The sequence below is a fragment of the Buttiauxella warmboldiae genome, from assembly GCF_003818135.1.
Lineage (GTDB): Bacteria > Pseudomonadota > Gammaproteobacteria > Enterobacterales > Enterobacteriaceae > Buttiauxella > Buttiauxella warmboldiae.
This window is the reverse complement of record NZ_RPOH01000026.1, coordinates 1-16,611: the sequence shown is the minus strand read 5'-3', so window position 1 is coordinate 16,611 and position 16,611 is coordinate 1. Positions and strand designations below refer to the sequence as shown.

Here is a 16,611-nt window from a genome sequence, read left to right as displayed (position 1 = left end):
TGCGTTGCCGCCACATTAACAATAATTCTCGGGCTACTTTTTCAGCACGTAAACACAACAAGGGGTGTGCGTATGTCATCCGATATCAAGATCAGAGTGCAAAGCTTTGGTCGTTTCCTGAGCAACATGGTCATGCCAAACATCGGCGCATTTATCGCCTGGGGTATTATCACCGCTTTATTTATTCCAACCGGATGGTTGCCAAACGAGACGCTGGCGAAACTGGTCGGCCCGATGATTACCTACCTGCTGCCGTTGCTCATCGGTTATACCGGTGGTCGCTTAATCGGCGGCGACCGTGGTGGGGTAGTCGGCGCCATCACCACCATGGGCGTTATCGTCGGTGCGGATATGCCAATGTTCCTCGGCGCGATGATCGCAGGTCCTCTGGGCGGTTGGGCGATTAAACATTTCGACGCATGGGTTGATGGCAAAATCAAATCCGGCTTTGAAATGCTGGTGAACAACTTCTCCGCTGGCATCATCGGTATGATTCTGGCGATTCTGGCGTTCATGGGTATCGGCCCGGCAGTTGAAGTCCTCTCCAAAGTTCTGGCGGCGGGCGTTAACTTCATGGTGGTTCATGACATGCTGCCGCTGGCGTCTATCTTCGTAGAACCGGCAAAAATCCTGTTCCTGAACAACGCCATCAACCACGGTATCTTCTCGCCGCTGGGCATTCAGCAGTCTCACGAGCTGGGCAAATCAATCTTCTTCCTGATTGAAGCCAACCCGGGTCCGGGTATGGGCGTGCTGCTGGCGTACATGTTCTTCGGCCGTGGCAATGCTAAGCAGTCTGCGGGCGGCGCGGCAATCATCCACTTCCTGGGCGGTATTCACGAAATTTACTTCCCGTACGTGCTGATGAACCCACGTCTGATCCTGGCCGTTATCCTCGGTGGTATGACCGGCGTGTTCACTCTGACTCTGCTGAACGGCGGTCTGGTTTCTCCGGCATCTCCGGGTTCCATCCTTGCGGTTCTGGCAATGACGCCAAAAGGTGCTTACTTCGCGAATATCGCGGCAATCGTTGCAGCAACAATCGTCTCCTTCGTGGTTTCAGCGATTTTGCTGAAAACCAGCAAAGTGAAAGAAGAAGATGATATTGAAGCCGCGGCTCGCCGTATGGCTGAGATGAAAGCGGAATCCAAAGGTGCAACCGCGCCACTGGCGGTAGGTGCTGGCTTGTCTAACGACCTGAGCCACGTACGCAAAATCATCGTAGCGTGTGACGCCGGTATGGGTTCAAGCGCCATGGGTGCTGGCGTGCTGCGTAAGAAAGTCAGCGATGCGGGCCTGAAAAATATCTCGGTGACAAACTGCGCAATCAACAGCTTGCCGGATGACGTTGACCTGGTAATTACGCACCGTGACCTGACCGAGCGTGCGATGCGCCAGGTGCCACAGGCACAGCATATTTCCCTGACCAACTTCCTCGACAGCAGCCTGTATTCCAACCTGACCGAGCGTCTGGTGGCCTCTCATAACCTGAGCGAGAAAGAAGTGAAGGTCATGAGCAGCCTGGAAGACAGCTTCGTTGCTGACGAAGAGATGCTGTTCCGTCTGGGCGCTGGCAACGTGTTCCTCGGCCTGACGGCGACCACCAAAGAAGAGGCGATTCGCTTTGCCGGTGAGCAACTGGTAAACGGTGGCTATGTCCAGCCGGAATATGTGGATGCGATGTTCGAGCGCGAAAAACTGACCCCAACTTACCTGGGTGAAGGTATCGCGGTTCCACACGGTACGGTTGAAGCGAAAGACCGCGTGCTGAAAACCGGCGTAGTGTTCTGTCAGTATCCACACGGCGTGCACTTTGGTGAAGAGAGTGAAGATATTGCCCGCCTGGTTATCGGTATTGCTGCCCGCAATAACGAACACATCCAGGTGATCACCAGCCTGACCAACGCGCTGGATGATGAGTCGGTGATTGACCGCCTGGCGAATACCACCAGCGTTCAGGAAGTGCTCGACCTGCTGGCCGGTAAGAAGTAAGTCTTAGTTTCCCTCTCCCGGATGGGAGAGGGTTCCGGTGAGGGGCGTTTCCCTAAACGACTCACCCGAACCCTCTCGGGTAATTCAAATTTAAGAAGGTGAACGACATGAAAGCATTACATTTTGGCGCAGGTAATATCGGCCGTGGCTTTATCGGAAAACTGCTGGCAGACGCGGGTATCCAACTGACCTTCGCAGACGTTAACCAAACCGTGCTGGACGCGCTGAACGAACGCCATAGCTACCAGGTGCGCGTGGTGGGCGAGCAAGAGCAAATCGATACGGTTTCTAATGTCAATGCCGTCAGCAGCATCGGCGACGATGTTGTTAGGTTGATTGCCGACGTTGACCTGGTGACCACCGCCGTCGGGCCGGTTGTGTTGGAGCGTATCGCGCCAGCTGTCGCCAAAGGTTTGGTGCTGCGCCGTAGCAACGGTAATGAAAAACCGCTGAACATTATCGCCTGTGAAAATATGGTGCGCGGTACCAGCCAGCTGAAAGCTCACGTGATGAAGGCACTTTCTGAAGATGATCAGGCCTGGGTTGAGCAGCACGTTGGTTTTGTTGATTCTGCCGTTGACCGTATCGTTCCGCCTTCAGAATCTGCCACCAATGACCCGCTTGAAGTGACCGTTGAAACCTTCAGCGAGTGGATTGTGGATAAAACCCAGTTCAAAGGTGAGCTGCCTGACATTGCTGGCATGGAGCTGACTGATAATCTGATGGCGTTTGTGGAGCGTAAGCTCTTCACGCTCAATACCGGGCATGCTATAACCGCGTACCTTGGTCAGCTGGCCGGTCATCAGACCATCCGCGATGCCATTCTGGATGAGAAAATCCGTGCGGTGGTGAAAGGGGCGATGGATGAAAGCGGCGCGGTGCTGATCAAGCGTTATGGCTTTGATGCAGACAAGCACGCGGCCTATATCCAGAAAATTCTGGGCCGTTTCGAGAATCCGTATCTGAAAGATGATGTGGAACGTGTGGGCCGCCAGCCGCTGCGTAAACTGAGTGCGGGCGACCGCCTGATTAAACCGCTGCTGGGCACGATTGAATACGGCCTGCCGCGCCAATTCCTGATTGCCGGCATTGCGGCGGCGATGCATTACCGCAGCGAGCAAGATCCGCAGGCGCAAGAGCTGGAGAAACTGCTGGCGGCTAAAGGCCCGCAGGCCACGCTTGCGGAGATCTCCGGCCTTGATGTCAATAGCGATGCGGTGGCAGAAGCGGTGAGCGCCTATAACGGCAAATAGCTATAGAGAACGGGTGCCGCGGACGCTGCACCCAATAATACTTTGAGTGATGTAGGCAAAGATGGAAGAAACCCAGGCCTTTGAAAACCGTGTGCTTGAGCGTCTTAATGCCGGAAAAACCGTACGCAGCCTGCTGATTGCCGCAGTCGACCTTCTTACCGAAGCGGTGAATATCCTGGTATTGCAGGTCTTCCGTAAAGATGATTATGCGGTGAAATACGCGGTGGAACCGCTGCTGGATGGCGATGGCCCGTTAGGGGATCTTTCCGTGCGCCTCAAGCTAATCTACGGCCTTGGCGTGCTCAATCGCGCCGAGTACGAAGATTGTGAATTGCTGATGGCTCTACGCGAAGAGTTAAATCACGACGGTAATGAATATAATTTTACCGATGATGAAATGCTTGGCCCGTTTGGTGAACTGCACTGCGTTTCAGCGCTGCCGCCGACGCCCAAATGGGTTGATGGCAGCGATCCTGAACTGTTTGCCATGCAAAAACAGCGCTACCAGCAGATTGTCCGCTCAACGATGGTGCTCTCTTTAACCGAGCTGATCTCACGGATCAGCTTAAAAAAAGCCTTCCAGAAGTAATCTCACGCAAAGTCCCTTTTCGCCCTCTTACGCCGAATGGTGTATCCTTGCCAGCAATGAAAGTTATTCACGGTTAATCAAAAATGAAAGAAATCGAAAAAGCAGAAATCAAACGTCTTAGCGATCGTCTGGACGCCATCCGTCACGAAATGCCGCAATTGCATCTGATCAACGATGTTGAAAAGTATGCTGAGCTGGAAAAAGAGAAAGCGAAGCTGGAGATTGAAATTGTGCGCCTGCAAGCGGTGCGCAACCAGAAGCTGAGCAAAGAAGCGCAAAAGCTGATGGCGTTGCCGTACAAACGTCCTATCACTAAGAAAGAACAGGCTGATATGGGCAAGCTGAAAAAAGCGGTGCGTGGCCTGGTGATTGTGCATCCCATGACGGCGTTAGGCCGTGAAATGGATCTCGAAGAAATGACCGGTTTTGCTAATACCGATTTCTAATTTTTCCCGCTTTTAAAAAAGGGATAGGCCGTTCTGGTTTATCCCTTTATTTTGCTCACGATTTCCTTTTTGCGAAGCTTCCCCAGTATTTCTGCTCCCTTTATTTATTGAATTTCTTTCCCGTCATATCGTTCTTAAATTGTTTAGCTATCCACTGTTGCGTAAAAAGGAACAGTGGTGATATTGTTCCTTGTGAGGGAACAGGATGTGCGGATGATCAGAAGTTTTAAGCACAAAGGACTCAAAAACTTGTTTTTAAAAAAACAGCCTCAGGGGCTGTCCCGGGAGCATGTACCGCGTTTACGTAACCGCCTGGCTATTATTGATGCGGCTGAAAAAATAACTGATATAGATATGCCAGGTTATCGTCTTCATGCCCTGAAAGGGGAACGAGAAAACTTATGGTCCATTACTGTTTCCGGGAACTGGCGTATTACTTTTGAATTTTATCAGGGTGATGCGTGGAATTTGAATTACGAGGACTACCATTAATGAAAATGAAAAACCCTCCGCATCCAGGGGCAATTATCCAGGAAGCGCTTGATGAACTTAACGTAAGTCTGCGTGAGTTTGCCAAAGCGATGGATATCGCACCTTCAACCGCAAGCCGCTTGTTAACTGAAAAAGCAGCCCTTACGCCTGAAATGGCGGTTAAGTTAGCTATTGTAATCGGCAGTTCTGCCAGCGTGTGGATGAAGCTACAAAATGCGCATAGCCTTGCGGCGGCGGAAAGCGCGGTTGATACCTCTAAGTTGCAGGCCTTGCGCGATAAACTTACCCGTTCCTCCATCCAGGCAGAAGCCGCTAATTTATATGATGGAGATGAGGTTTTTGACAAGTTAATACAAAACCTTAGTTAAACGCCGATAGCTTCATAGGGCGGATAAGCGCAAGCGTCATCCGCCACAATAATTACTTCAGTACCTGCGGATTGACGCAGTTCTCTTTCACATTGCCACTCAGCGCAGCAATCAGGTTATCTACCGCGCAGGCCGCCATGTTGTAGCGGGTTTCGTGCGTCGCAGATCCGATATGCGGCAGCGCCACCACATTTGGCAGACTAAGCAGCGGTGAGTCAGGCGGCAGCGGCTCTTGCTCAAATACGTCGAGACCTGCGGCGTGAATTTTGCCTTCAATTAGCGCCTGAATTAACGCTTTCTCGTCGATAACCGGGCCGCGTCCGGCGTTAATCAGAATGGCGGAGGACTTCATTCTTGCCAGCTGCCCGGCACCAATCAGGTGCCAGGTTTCCTCAGTCAACGGCAGGGAAATACAGACGAAATCGGATTCGGCCAGCAGGGTATCGAGGTCGCAATAACGCGCGTTAAAGCGCTCCTCTGCTTCCTGATGATGGCGGCGTGCGTTATACAGAATCGGCATGTTAAAGCCAAAATGCGCGCGTTGCGCCAGCGCAAGGCCAATGCGGCCCATGCCTAAAATCCCCATCGTCTTGTGGTGCACGTCGATACCAAACCAGTCCGGCCCGATGCTGCCCGTCCACTCGCCCGTTTTTACGCGTTCCGCCACTTCCAGCGCCCGGCGAGCAGTTGCCAGCACCAGTGTCATCATGGTGTCGGCGACGGTTTCGGTTAACACGGTTGGCGTGTGCATCAACGCAATACCGCGCTCGCTCAGCGCCGCCACGTCAAAATTGTCGTAGCCAACGGAAACCGTGGAGGCGGCGCGCAGCCCAGGCGTGTGCTCTAAAAATGCCTTATCCACTTTCTCGCTCGAACCAAGAATTCCTTCCGCACGGGCAAAAGTCTGTGCGTTTTGTCTGACGGTTTCCGGGCTTAAATCGGCAAGCTGGGTCACGGTAAAGTGGCTTTCCAGGCGGGCAAGCAGGTCGTCAGGTAACGTTTTATAGAGGATAACGGACGGCTTCATAGCGTTCTCCGATAAACAGTTTGAATACAGCCAGGCGGTGAAAATGGCCGCCTGGCTTGAGATTAGGCGTGGTGTGCTGCCACCGGAACCTGTTGGTTTATCGCTGGTTTCACCATCAGAGTTAGCCACACCGAAGCCAGCAATGCTACCCCCATAAATATGTAGGAAGCGGCAGGACTGCCCGTTATACCGTTAAGGTAGCCAACAAACCAGGAGCCGACAAACGAACCGAGCGCCCCCATGCTGTTAATTAATGCCATCGCGCCACCGGCAACGTTGCGTGGCAGCATTTCAGGAATAATGGCAAAAAAGGGGCCGTAGGGGGCATACATTGCCGCACCGGCAATCACCAGCAGAGTATAAGAAACCCAGAAATGGTCAGCGCCAACCAGCCAGGAGGCGAGGAATGCCAGCGCGCCAATCAGCAGCAGCGGCCAGACGAACAGCTTGCGGTTCTGCATTTTATCTGACGCCCACGACACCACAATCATCGCGATAGTTGCCGCCAGATAAGGAACCGATGACAGCCAGCCCACTTCCACCATCCCCATGCCCGCAGCGCCAGCATTGCGGATAATCGACGGCAGCCACAGCACGAAGCCGTACACACCAATACTCCAGCAGAAATATTGCATACACAGCAGCACGACGTTGCGCGAACGGAACGCTTCGCCGTAATTGCGCACCGCTTTAATTCCCTGCTGTTCTTTTTCCAGTTGAGCCTGCAACGTGGATTTTTCTGCATCAGACAACCAGCCAACTTGTGCAGGTTTATCTTTGGCCAGCATCCACCAGGCGAATGCCCAGATAATGGCCGGGATCCCTTCAAAGATAAACATCTCACGCCAGCCGAAGGCCTGAATCAGATAGCCTGAAACCACCGACATCCACAGTACCGTCACTGGATTACCGAGGATTAAGAAAGTGTTAGCCCGCGAGCGCTCGGACTTAGTGAACCAGTTACTGATGTAAATCAGCATGGCGGGCATCACCGCCGCTTCTACCACGCCGAGGATAAAACGGATCGCCGCCAGCGCCGGAATATTGCTGACCACACCGGTCAGCGACGCGCAGCCACCCCATAAGATCAGGCAGACAAAGATCAGCTTGCGCACGCTGCGACGTTCGGCGTACATCGCTCCTGGGATCTGGAAGAAAAAATAGCCGAGGAAGAACAAAGCCCCCAGCAGCGACGAAATCCCTTTGGTGATCCCGAGGTCTTCGTTAATCCCTGCGGCAGAGGCAAAACTAAAGTTGGCACGGTCCAGGTACGCCAGGCTATAGGTGATAAACACGATTGGCATGATGTACCACCAACGTTTTGGCGCGATTGTATGGGTTTTCATAGGCTAGCCTCGGTGTTGAGAACGTTGCATCATGCCGGGTGTAGGGCACAGCTGATGCAGTCTTTGTTTATTCGCCAAGCGAGCTACGGGTCGGTAACCCTTCGCTATCGCCGATGGCTTGAATCGCCAGTGAGCCGATTTTATTTCCGCGGCTGATGGCATGTTCTAAGGTTTTCCCTTCGAGCAGGGCGCTTATCACTCCCACCGCAAAACCGTCGCCAGCGCCGACGGTATCGACGACGTTCTCGACTTTTACCGCACTTACTGCCCCTTTATCACCTGAGGCCGTTTTGTACCATGCGCCATCAGCGCCCGTTTTCAGCACCACGGTCTTAACGCCGTGGTCGAGATAGAAATCGGCAATCGCTTCTGGTGTTTTATGCCCGGTCAGAATGGCGCCTTCGCTTAATCCTGGCAGCACCCAGTCTGCCTGGAAGGCGAGTTGGTTCAATTGTTTCACCATTTCTGCTTCACTCTTCCAGAGCACCGGGCGCAGATTAGGGTCAAAAGAGATCGTTTTGCCTTGCTGCTTCATCACGCGAGCGGCGTGATTGAGCAGTTCTAATGAACTATCCGACAGTGCTGCCGCCACGCCGCTTAAATGTAGATGGCGTGCCGAGCCAAAATACTCTTCATTAAAATCAGCGCTAGAAAGATGGCTGGCCGCCGATCCTTTACGGAAGTATTCCACAATGGGATCGGTTCCATTTTCTGCTTTAGATTTAAGCTGAAAGCCTGTAGCAAAGCGCTCGTCTGTCGTCACGCCACGGCTGTCGATATTCTCTTTCGCCAGCTGCTGCAGCACAAAACGGCCAAAGGAATCATTGCCCACGCGACTGACCCAGCCCACATTGAGGCCAAGGCGCGCAAGCCCGGTGGCGACATTAAGCTCTGCGCCTGCGACTCGCTTAACAAAATGTTCGGCGGCGGCTAAATCACCAGCATCGTCTGCGACAAACATTGCCATCGCTTCACCAATGGTTATCACATCCAGTTGATTCGACATCATTTACACCTCGCGTAATACAGTGACGTAATGGCGCGTGACCACCGTCAGGTCGCGGCCTTCGAGCGGGAATTCAATTGCGCGCGGGGCATCGGCGGGCAGATTTTTTAACAGTTCCAGCCAGCGCGGTTCGGCGTCATCCAGCGCAATTGCCCGGTAGTGATAATGATGCGCCACGGCGGCTTTGACGTGGATATAGCTGACCGATGGCGCAAGCACGCGTGCCGCAGCTTCAGGTGATTCATCGACCCACAGCCAATTGGCCATATCAAACGTTAGCGTCACGGGGAGGTTTAGCACCTTACAGGCGGCCTGAAAGCGCTGCATCGGGGCGAGTTTGCCGCAGTTTGTCTGATCGTTTTCCACCACCAAAGCCACCTCTGTTTCTGCAAGCCACTGTTGCAGGAGGGAAAACTGTTGGCTGCTACGGAAGTGGCCGAGAGAAAGTTTTAGCCATGTTGCACTGAGCTGGTGGGCTTCAAGCAGCAAAGAAGGGATCAGCGGATTAAGTTTGCCGTCTTCTACAAACAGCGGCTCCGGTGCGGAATAACAGGCTTCGAGTTGATGTGCAGCAATTTGCCGGGCCAGTTCTGGCAAGGCATCAAGCTGTGTGTGATCGAATAACTCGCGGCGAATTTCCACGCCGTCAGCACCGGCGTTGGCGATAATCGGCAACAGCGCTTGTTGGCCGCCCATTGCGGCGATGCGGTCATGCCCGTAAGCGGCGGTGACGACAATAATTTTTCTCGGCATTCAATTCTCCGGGCAGCTTCATCTCGTTAACATCATTATTACGCTAGATGGAACCGGTTCCAAAGAAAAGTCAGGCATCTTCAATTTATGATCGCTATCACGAACATTGATTAACGGACGGTAGAACCGCGAACGATTAATTCGCCGGAAAAGACCTGTTCATAAACGGTGTCGCTGCCGCCTTCAATGCGCTTCACGACCTGTTCGAGCGCGGCGTAACCAATCTGCCAGGTCGGCTGTTTAAGAGTGGTGATGCCGACTCCGGCAAGCTCCGCCCATTCGAGTTCATCGAAGCCAAGCAAGCCAATATCACTGCCCCAGTGCAGACCGATGCGGCGCAGCGAACGGGCCACCTGAAGGGTAAGCGCACCATTCGCTGAAATCACCGCTTTGCGCATGCCACGGTGTGCGGAATGGAAGTGGCGCAGGGTATTGTCCATCAAATCGCCTTCGTGCAAAGGCACTTCGGCGTTTTCGGCAACAATGCCCGGGTAGCGTTTGAGAGTAGCGTGGAACGCCTTCAGGCGCTCGCGGCGAGTGTTCACTGTACCGAGCGGTTCGCTGAGGAACAGAATTGCTTCAAAGCCTTGTTCCACGAGGTGTTCGGTGGCGGTCGTTGCGGCCTGCGTGTTATCCAGACCGACCATGTCGCAGGCAAAATCAGGAATTTTGCGGTCAATCAGCACCATCGGCAGCGCAGATTGTTGCAGGCGATTTAAGCCCTCTTCACGCATCCCTACCGCATTCACCACAATCCCTTCCACCTGATAACTGCGCAGCAAATCCAGGTAATGCAGCTCCTGATCCACTTCGTTATTGGTGTTACAGACCAGCGGCGTAAAGCCCTTTTCACGGCAGGCGGCTTCGATACCGCTCAACACATCGACGGAGTAGGGGTTGGTGATATCGGCGATGATCAGGCCAATTAAGCGGGTTCGCCCACGTTTCAGGCCGCGAGCCATTTGGCTTGGGCGGTAATCGAGTTCGGCGATCGCCGTTTCAATGCGTAAACGCAGACCGTCGGACAGCGCGTTCTGCTCGCCGTTCAGATAGCGGGAAACACTGGTTTTTCCGGTCTTTGCCGCTTTCGCGACGTCGCTTATCGTGGGGCGTGCCGCCTTGCTGTTCATCATGTTCTCCGTATTTTTCTGGAGAGTAACATAATTTGCTGGCGAATCAGGTGGGCTGTTTAGGGTTTTCCTTCGCGGCTGACAACGGGTCCCGATCCACCCTCATCCTGTCCGTTTTTGGTCTTAGCAACCGCGCTAACCCTTGTCACAATGGGTTCATACCCAGTGATAAGGAGTACCAAAATGTCCCGTTCTGCCCTGATAAATATCGACACCCAGCAATCTTTTTTCCAGCGTGATTACTGGCAGGAGGCTGATTTTCCTGCGTTCCAGCAGGCCATTTCAGCGCTGATTTCCGGCTGCCAGGATTTGAAAATACCGGTGGTGGATATTTTCCACGTTGACGATTCAGGCCCGTTTGCGCTGGAGTCCGGCTATGTTAAACCTATGCCTTTCTTGCAGCATCGAGCCGATGTGACGTTTCAGAAACACGTCCATAATGCCTTCACCGATACCGGCCTCGACCTGTGGTTGCGTAAAGGTGATATTAACCACCTGATTATCTGCGGGCTCCGTACCGAACAGTGCTGCGAAACCACCACGCGGGTAGCAGCGGATCTGGGTTATCGTGTCTCCTTTATCAGTGAAGCGACGCTCACCTTCCCGATGAGCTGGAAAGGCGTTACGCTGGATACCCAAACCCTGCGCCACCGTACGGAAACGGTGTTGGCAGGGCGATTTGCGGAAATTCAAACCGTTGCCGAATGCCTGGAGTCTTTATCGTGAGTATTGGGGTCTGGTTCGTGGTTTTGCCTGGCGTATTGTCCCTCGACCTGACCGGGCCTGCGGAAACGCTGGCGCTGGCGGGCGACGCCTTTCACCTGAGCTTCATCGGACCGGACCCGCAGGTCGCCACCTCCATCGGGCTTAATTTTTCGGGTATTGAGCCGCTGCCGGAAAGTTTTCCTCCCGGCAGCCTGTTAGTGTTGCCGGGCTCTTGCGATTCCAGTCATTACTTCGACATACCACAGGCGGAAACGGTACGCCGCTGGCTGACGCGCCTGCAACCGCACATTCACGGCCAGCAGCTTAATCTGATGTGTGTCTGTTCGGGAGCGCTGCTGGCGGCAAAAGCCGGGTTGCTGAACGGCGTGCAGTGCACCACGCATCATGATGTTCTCGCGCGACTACGCGTAGCGGCCCCCAGAGCGCAGGTGAAAGATAACCGCATATTTGTTGAAGATCGGGGGATTTGGACCAGCGCGGGGATCACTTCCGGCATCGATTTGTCGCTGCATCTGATTAACCGCTACTGTGGGCCAAAAGCTGCGCTGGATGTGGCGCGCGAAATGGTGGTGTGGTTTCGCCGCTCCGGCGATGACCCGCAACTATCGCCGTGGCTGCGCTACCGTAACCACATTCACCCGGCCGTGCATCGCGCTCAGGATCTGCTTTCGGCAGCACCAGAGTCCGCGTGGGATGTGCAGGAAATTGCCGCCAAAGTTCACGTCAGTTCGCGCCACTTATCGCGCCTTTTCCAGCAGCATTTGGGGATTTCGGTGCGGGATTACCTGGAGCAATTGCGCCTGGCGGTTGCCGAACAGCGCTTGTTGCAGGGGCAGCGCATGGAGCAGGCGGCGATAGCAGCGGGGTTTTCTTCCCCCCGACAGCTGCATCGCGCCCGCGCCCGTCACGCCTAGCTCACCATTTTTCGGGTGTCGATGCGCTGCAATGCTATGGAAAGTAACAAACTTCCGGCAAGCGTTGCGCCGAAAATCCACAAAATATCGAGCACCGGCGAGCGGGTTATCTGGTAGCCGTGGGTGCGCAGGAAGTGGATAATCAGCGCGTGGAAGCCGTAAATCCCCAGCGAATGTTTTGATATCAACGCCAGCCCCGGCAGCGGGCGGCTATTCAGGCAGTTTTTCACCAGCACCAGCAGGCTAATTGCCGCGATAAACACCAGCGGCCCGCAGTAAACATAAAAAGTATCGGCAAAGTTACCGTTCACTTCTAATTGATGGCGCGTGCCGGTCGCAATCGAAAAAATACACAGCGCAAATAAACCCGCAGCCAGGCCGCTAACCCAGCGTTTGTCGGTTTCCAGCATCCCAATTGCGCGCCCTAATAAGCCGTACAGCACGTAATAAAACGTATCGCCGCGAATATATAAATTAATCGGTAGCCATTTTACGCCATCCAGGGTCTGCGGCACGGTATTGGGGTTGGCCGCCACGCCAAATAACACCATCAGCCCCAGAATCACCATCGCGTTCACCTTCTTCACCTGAATGAGTGGCGACAGCAAATAGATAACCACGATGGCGAAGAAAAACCACAGGTGGTAGAACACCGGTTTTTGCAGGATATAGCGCAGCGACAGTCCGGCGTTGATGGGGGTAAAAAATTTGATGTAAATCAGGGCAAGTACGCTATAAAACAGCAGGCAGGTGACGATACGCAAAAAGTGGCGCTGCTGCGCGCTGCGTTCGCCGAAAAACAGATAGCCTGAAATCATGAAAAACAGCGGTACGCTCACCCGGGATGCGGAATTCAGCACGTTCGATAAATCCCAGCTAAACGGGCTGACGATATTGGCGTTGGTGATGTACCAGGTTGTGGTATGAATCATGACGACCATCAGGCACGCAATCCCGCGCAGGTTATCAACCCAGTTAATTTTCTGCTGCATTCGTTCCTCTGGCGCCTTTACGGGTATTTATCTGAGTTTGCATTCGTTCTCTTGTCAGGTGAAATGCGGGTTTGCAGAATGCGTAATACCGGTTAATGATTGAATAACAATAACGATTTTAACGTACAGATAACCAATGATGATGCGAAAAATAAAAAATAGCCGTTGGCTGCTAATTTTAGCCGCCCTTTTACTTAGTGCCTGTAGTACCCCGGAGCGACACCCGCAATATGCACAAGTTGCGCAGTCTCCTGCGATTCAGGGGGACGCGATGATTGAAACCTGCAAAGGTGAAGCGGCGCATCGTTACAATACGCGCGTCGAACGCATCAGCGTGGTGGATTTGAAGCAGTACCAGGGAAGCTATGAGATTTCTGGCAGCACCCCGCGCCGGGAGGGATTCACCTGCTCCTTCGACGAAAGCGGTCAATTCTTACACCTTTCGACGACATAACGCCGCAACATCAGGCAAAGGTACGCCGATTCGGGCTGTTTATCTTCCACTCAACAGGTATACTGGCCGCTTCCCTTTTTAACCCTCTCGAACGCGTGCGAAATCAACATGCAAAAGTTTGATACCAAGACCTTTCAAGGCCTGATCCTGACGTTACAGGACTACTGGGGTCGCCTGGGCTGCACCATTGTTCAACCTTTGGACATGGAAGTCGGCGCCGGCACCTCTCACCCAATGACCTGCCTGCGGGCTTTAGGGCCAGAACCGATGGCGACTGCTTATGTGCAGCCATCGCGCCGTCCTACCGATGGCCGCTACGGTGAAAACCCGAACCGCTTACAGCACTACTATCAGTTTCAGGTGGCTCTCAAGCCCTCCCCTGACAACATTCAGGAGCTGTACCTTGGGTCGCTTAAAGAGCTGGGTATGGACCCAACGATTCATGACATTCGCTTCGTAGAAGACAACTGGGAAAACCCAACGCTGGGCGCCTGGGGTCTGGGCTGGGAAGTGTGGCTCAACGGCATGGAAGTGACGCAGTTCACTTACTTCCAGCAGGTGGGCGGCCTGGAATGCAAACCGGTTACCGGTGAAATCACCTACGGTTTAGAGCGCCTGGCGATGTATATCCAGGGCGTAGACAGCGTTTATGACCTGGTCTGGAGCGACGGCCCGCTGGGTAAAACCACCTATGGCGACGTGTTCCACCAGAACGAAGTTGAGCAATCAACTTATAACTTCGAACACGCCGATGTGGATTTCCTGTTCTCCTGCTTCGAGCAGTATGAGAAAGAGGCACAGCATCTGCTGGCGCTGGAAAACCCGCTGCCGCTGCCTGCTTACGAACGCATTCTGAAAGCCGCGCACAGCTTTAACCTGCTTGATGCCCGCAAGGCCATCTCGGTGACTGAACGCCAGCGCTACATTCTGCGTATTCGTACTCTGACCAAAGCCGTGGCCGAAGCCTATTACGCTTCTCGTGAAGCGCTTGGCTTCCCGATGTGCAATAAGAATAAATAAGAGGCTGCCATGTCTGAAAAAACTTTTCTGGTGGAGATCGGCACTGAAGAGCTGCCACCAAAAGCCCTGCGCAGCCTGGCGGAATCCTTTGCTGCGAACGTGACTGCGGAACTGGATGCGGCGAACCTCGCTCATGGCGAAGTCAAATGGTTTGCGGCTCCGCGCCGTCTGGCGCTGAAAATTTCTAATCTGGCGCAGTCTCAGCCTGACCGTGAAGTTGAAAAACGCGGCCCGGCAATTTCTGCGGCGTTCGACGCAGAAGGTAAACCAGGCAAAGCTGCTGAAGGCTGGGCTCGTGGCTGTGGCATCACCGTCGATCAGGCTGAACGTCTGGTGACGGATAAAGGCGAGTGGTTGATGTACCGTGCGCACGTTAAGGGCGAAAGCGCGCAAGCGCTGCTGCCGACGATGATTGCTACCGCACTGACCAAATTGCCGATTCCAAAGCTGATGCGCTGGGGTGATAACAACACCCAATTCGTGCGTCCGGTTCACACCGTGACTCTGCTGCTTGGCGACGAAGTGATCCCGGCCACCATTCTGGGTATCACATCCGACCGCATCATTCGTGGCCACCGCTTTATGGGCGAGCCGCAATTCACCATTGATAACGCCGAACAGTATCCTGAAATTTTGTTCACGCGCGGCAAAGTTATTGCCGACTACGAGCAGCGTAAAGCGGCGATCAAAGAAGGCGCTGAAGAAGCGGCCCGCAACATTGGCGGTAAAGCCGATCTGAGCGAAAGCCTGCTGGAAGAAGTGACTTCTCTGGTGGAATGGCCGGTAGTGCTGACGGCGAAATTCGAAGAGAAATTCCTCGCGGTGCCTGCGGAAGCGCTGGTTTACACCATGAAAGGTGACCAGAAGTACTTCCCGGTGTACGCCGAAGACGGCAAACTGCTGCCGAACTTTATCTTCGTCGCCAATATTGAATCAAAAGACCCGATTCAGATTATCTCCGGTAATGAGAAAGTTGTGCGCCCGCGTCTGGCGGATGCCGAGTTCTTCTTCAATACCGACCGCAAAAAGCGCCTGGAAGATAATCTCCCGCGTCTGGAAACCGTGCTGTTCCAGCAACAGCTCGGCACGCTGCGCGACAAAACCAACCGTATCGAAGCCCTTTCTGGCTGGATCGCGGGCCAAATTGGCGCGGATGTAAACCACGCAACGCGCGCCGGTTTACTGTCCAAATGCGACCTGATGACCAACATGGTGTTCGAGTTTACCGACACCCAGGGCGTGATGGGCATGCACTATGCGCGTCACGACGGCGAAGCTGAAGACGTTGCGGTTGCGCTCAACGAGCAGTATCAGCCGCGTTTTGCGGGCGACGAACTGCCGTCTAACCTGGTGGCCTGCGCGGTAGCGATCGCCGATAAAATGGATACCCTCGCGGGCATCTTCGGTATCGGCCAGCATCCAAAAGGCGACAAAGATCCGTTTGCTCTGCGTCGTGCCGCCCTTGGTGTTCTGCGTATCATCGTGGAGAAAAACCTGCCGCTGGATCTGCAAACTCTGACCGAAGAGGCCGTGCGCCTTTACGGCGAGAAGCTGACTAACCAGAAGGTTGTCGACGAAGTCATCGACTTTATGCTGGGCCGTTTCCGCGCCTGGTATCAGGAAGAAGGCCACAGCGTGGATACTATCCAGGCGGTGCTGGCGCGTCGTCCAACCAAACCTGCTGATTTCGATGCGCGTATGAAGGCGGTGTCCCACTTCCGTACGCTGGACTCTTCATCTGCACTGGCGGCGGCGAACAAGCGTGTTTCTAACATTCTGGCGAAGTCAGACGAACAGCTGAACGACCACGTTCACGCCTCCGTTCTGAAAGAAGCAGAAGAGATCCGCCTGGCCACGCATCTGGTGGTGCTGCGCGACAAACTGGAACCGTTCTTCGCTGAAGGCCGTTACCAGGAGGCGCTGGAAGAGTTAGCCAACCTGCGCGAGCCGGTGGATGCCTTCTTTGACAAAGTGATGGTGAACGCAGAAGAGAAAGAGCTGCGTATCAACCGTCTGACCCTGCTTTCCAAACTGCGTGAGCTGTTCTTGCAGGTTGCGGATATCTCTCTGCTGCAGTAAGTATGTCGTATGCCAGTGAAAACC

16 protein-coding genes and 1 pseudogene are annotated in these 16,611 nt (G+C 53.9%); 11 read left to right on the top strand and 6 right to left on the bottom strand.

The annotated features are described in order from the left end of the window. The first annotated feature begins 72 nt into the window (after nucleotides 1-72). The 6 genes and pseudogenes from EHN07_RS07880 to EHN07_RS07855 all read left to right on the top strand — a co-directional run bounded on the left by EHN07_RS07880 (nucleotide 73) and on the right by EHN07_RS07855 (nucleotide 5,140). The gene (locus EHN07_RS07880) at nucleotides 73-1,992 is read left to right on the top strand and encodes a PTS mannitol transporter subunit IICBA (RefSeq protein WP_124023627.1); all 1,920 of its coding nucleotides are present in this window, start codon (nucleotides 73-75) and stop codon (nucleotides 1,990-1,992) included. A gap of 107 nt (nucleotides 1,993-2,099) precedes the next feature. Next, nucleotides 2,100-3,245 (top strand): mannitol-1-phosphate 5-dehydrogenase, encoded by a 1,146-nt coding sequence (mtlD, locus tag EHN07_RS07875; RefSeq protein ID WP_124023626.1) that lies wholly within the window; start codon nucleotides 2,100-2,102, stop codon nucleotides 3,243-3,245. Nucleotides 3,246-3,287: 42 nt separating this feature from the next. Next, a pseudogene (mtlR, locus tag EHN07_RS07870) lies at nucleotides 3,288-3,834 on the top strand (mannitol operon repressor MtlR). A gap of 83 nt (nucleotides 3,835-3,917) precedes the next feature. Next, nucleotides 3,918-4,280: a YibL family ribosome-associated protein gene (locus EHN07_RS07865; protein ID WP_124023624.1), complete on the top strand. Its 363-nt coding sequence runs from the start codon at nucleotides 3,918-3,920 to the stop codon at nucleotides 4,278-4,280. A 213-nt stretch (nucleotides 4,281-4,493) separates the two neighbouring features. Beyond that, nucleotides 4,494-4,772 carry a type II toxin-antitoxin system RelE/ParE family toxin gene (locus EHN07_RS07860; protein ID WP_124023623.1) on the top strand — a complete coding sequence of 93 codons (279 nt, stop codon included), beginning with the start codon at nucleotides 4,494-4,496 and terminating at the stop codon, nucleotides 4,770-4,772. Next, a complete protein-coding gene (locus EHN07_RS07855; RefSeq protein ID WP_124023622.1) occupies nucleotides 4,772-5,140 on the top strand; it encodes a HigA family addiction module antitoxin in 369 nt (122 codons plus the stop codon). The genes EHN07_RS07860 and EHN07_RS07855 overlap by 1 nt, the downstream gene beginning before the upstream one ends. Before the next feature lie 52 nt (nucleotides 5,141-5,192). Here EHN07_RS07855 and ghrB read toward each other — a convergent pair whose 3' ends face one another. The 5 genes from ghrB to EHN07_RS07830 form a co-directional block, all read right to left on the bottom strand. Beyond that, nucleotides 5,193-6,167 carry a glyoxylate/hydroxypyruvate reductase GhrB gene (ghrB, locus tag EHN07_RS07850; RefSeq protein WP_124023621.1) on the bottom strand — a complete coding sequence of 325 codons (975 nt, stop codon included), beginning with the start codon at nucleotides 6,165-6,167 and terminating at the stop codon, nucleotides 5,193-5,195. A 62-nt stretch (nucleotides 6,168-6,229) separates the two neighbouring features. Beyond that, nucleotides 6,230-7,513 (bottom strand): MFS transporter, encoded by a 1,284-nt coding sequence (locus EHN07_RS07845; protein WP_124023620.1) that lies wholly within the window; start codon nucleotides 7,511-7,513, stop codon nucleotides 6,230-6,232. A gap of 67 nt (nucleotides 7,514-7,580) precedes the next feature. Further along, nucleotides 7,581-8,519 carry a sugar kinase gene (locus tag EHN07_RS07840; RefSeq protein ID WP_124023681.1) on the bottom strand — a complete coding sequence of 313 codons (939 nt, stop codon included), beginning with the start codon at nucleotides 8,517-8,519 and terminating at the stop codon, nucleotides 7,581-7,583. A 3-nt stretch (nucleotides 8,520-8,522) separates the two neighbouring features. Continuing rightward, complete coding sequence (locus EHN07_RS07835) at nucleotides 8,523-9,272, bottom strand: sugar phosphate isomerase/epimerase family protein (protein WP_124023619.1); 750 nt, start codon at nucleotides 9,270-9,272, stop codon at nucleotides 8,523-8,525. A 110-nt stretch (nucleotides 9,273-9,382) separates the two neighbouring features. Beyond that, nucleotides 9,383-10,402 carry a LacI family DNA-binding transcriptional regulator gene (locus tag EHN07_RS07830; RefSeq protein ID WP_124023680.1) on the bottom strand — a complete coding sequence of 340 codons (1,020 nt, stop codon included), beginning with the start codon at nucleotides 10,400-10,402 and terminating at the stop codon, nucleotides 9,383-9,385. A 183-nt stretch (nucleotides 10,403-10,585) separates the two neighbouring features. On the opposite strand from EHN07_RS07830, the gene EHN07_RS07825 reads away from it, so the two are divergent. Both EHN07_RS07825 and EHN07_RS07820 read left to right on the top strand, forming a co-directional pair. Then, a complete protein-coding gene (locus EHN07_RS07825; RefSeq protein ID WP_124023618.1) occupies nucleotides 10,586-11,128 on the top strand; it encodes an isochorismatase family protein in 543 nt (180 codons plus the stop codon). Further along, a complete protein-coding gene (locus EHN07_RS07820) occupies nucleotides 11,125-12,042 on the top strand; it encodes a GlxA family transcriptional regulator (protein WP_124023617.1) in 918 nt (305 codons plus the stop codon). Before EHN07_RS07825 ends, EHN07_RS07820 begins: the two co-directional genes overlap by 4 nt. Here EHN07_RS07820 and EHN07_RS07815 read toward each other — a convergent pair. Next, nucleotides 12,039-13,034 carry an acyltransferase gene (locus EHN07_RS07815; RefSeq protein WP_124023616.1) on the bottom strand — a complete coding sequence of 332 codons (996 nt, stop codon included), beginning with the start codon at nucleotides 13,032-13,034 and terminating at the stop codon, nucleotides 12,039-12,041. The two genes, EHN07_RS07820 and EHN07_RS07815, sit on opposite strands and share 4 nt — an antisense overlap. A gap of 136 nt (nucleotides 13,035-13,170) precedes the next feature. On the opposite strand from EHN07_RS07815, the gene EHN07_RS07810 reads away from it, so the two are divergent. The 3 genes from EHN07_RS07810 to glyS all read left to right on the top strand — a co-directional run bounded on the left by EHN07_RS07810 (nucleotide 13,171) and on the right by glyS (nucleotide 16,587). After that, nucleotides 13,171-13,488 (top strand): YsaB family lipoprotein, encoded by a 318-nt coding sequence (locus EHN07_RS07810; protein ID WP_244202378.1) that lies wholly within the window; start codon nucleotides 13,171-13,173, stop codon nucleotides 13,486-13,488. A 108-nt stretch (nucleotides 13,489-13,596) separates the two neighbouring features. Continuing rightward, complete coding sequence (gene glyQ / locus EHN07_RS07805) at nucleotides 13,597-14,508, top strand: glycine--tRNA ligase subunit alpha (RefSeq protein ID WP_124023615.1); 912 nt, start codon at nucleotides 13,597-13,599, stop codon at nucleotides 14,506-14,508. A 9-nt stretch (nucleotides 14,509-14,517) separates the two neighbouring features. Beyond that, nucleotides 14,518-16,587: a glycine--tRNA ligase subunit beta gene (glyS, locus tag EHN07_RS07800; protein WP_124023614.1), complete on the top strand. Its 2,070-nt coding sequence runs from the start codon at nucleotides 14,518-14,520 to the stop codon at nucleotides 16,585-16,587. The last annotated feature ends 24 nt before the right edge of the window (nucleotides 16,588-16,611 follow it).

Coding starts and splice junctions, on each gene's coding strand:
- EHN07_RS07880 (WP_124023627.1), top strand. CDS start 73: ATGTCATCCGATATCAAGATCAGAGTGCAAAGCTTTGGTCGTTTCCTG.
- mtlD (WP_124023626.1), top strand. CDS start 2,100: ATGAAAGCATTACATTTTGGCGCAGGTAATATCGGCCGTGGCTTTATC.
- EHN07_RS07865 (WP_124023624.1), top strand. CDS start 3,918: ATGAAAGAAATCGAAAAAGCAGAAATCAAACGTCTTAGCGATCGTCTG.
- EHN07_RS07860 (WP_124023623.1), top strand. CDS start 4,494: ATGATCAGAAGTTTTAAGCACAAAGGACTCAAAAACTTGTTTTTAAAA.
- EHN07_RS07855 (WP_124023622.1), top strand. CDS start 4,772: ATGAAAATGAAAAACCCTCCGCATCCAGGGGCAATTATCCAGGAAGCG.
- ghrB (WP_124023621.1), bottom strand. CDS start 6,167: ATGAAGCCGTCCGTTATCCTCTATAAAACGTTACCTGACGACCTGCTT.
- EHN07_RS07845 (WP_124023620.1), bottom strand. CDS start 7,513: ATGAAAACCCATACAATCGCGCCAAAACGTTGGTGGTACATCATGCCA.
- EHN07_RS07840 (WP_124023681.1), bottom strand. CDS start 8,519: ATGTCGAATCAACTGGATGTGATAACCATTGGTGAAGCGATGGCAATG.
- EHN07_RS07835 (WP_124023619.1), bottom strand. CDS start 9,272: ATGCCGAGAAAAATTATTGTCGTCACCGCCGCTTACGGGCATGACCGC.
- EHN07_RS07830 (WP_124023680.1), bottom strand. CDS start 10,402: ATGAACAGCAAGGCGGCACGCCCCACGATAAGCGACGTCGCGAAAGCG.
- EHN07_RS07825 (WP_124023618.1), top strand. CDS start 10,586: ATGTCCCGTTCTGCCCTGATAAATATCGACACCCAGCAATCTTTTTTC.
- EHN07_RS07815 (WP_124023616.1), bottom strand. CDS start 13,034: ATGCAGCAGAAAATTAACTGGGTTGATAACCTGCGCGGGATTGCGTGC.
- EHN07_RS07810 (WP_244202378.1), top strand. CDS start 13,171: ATGATGATGCGAAAAATAAAAAATAGCCGTTGGCTGCTAATTTTAGCC.
- glyQ (WP_124023615.1), top strand. CDS start 13,597: ATGCAAAAGTTTGATACCAAGACCTTTCAAGGCCTGATCCTGACGTTA.
- glyS (WP_124023614.1), top strand. CDS start 14,518: ATGTCTGAAAAAACTTTTCTGGTGGAGATCGGCACTGAAGAGCTGCCA.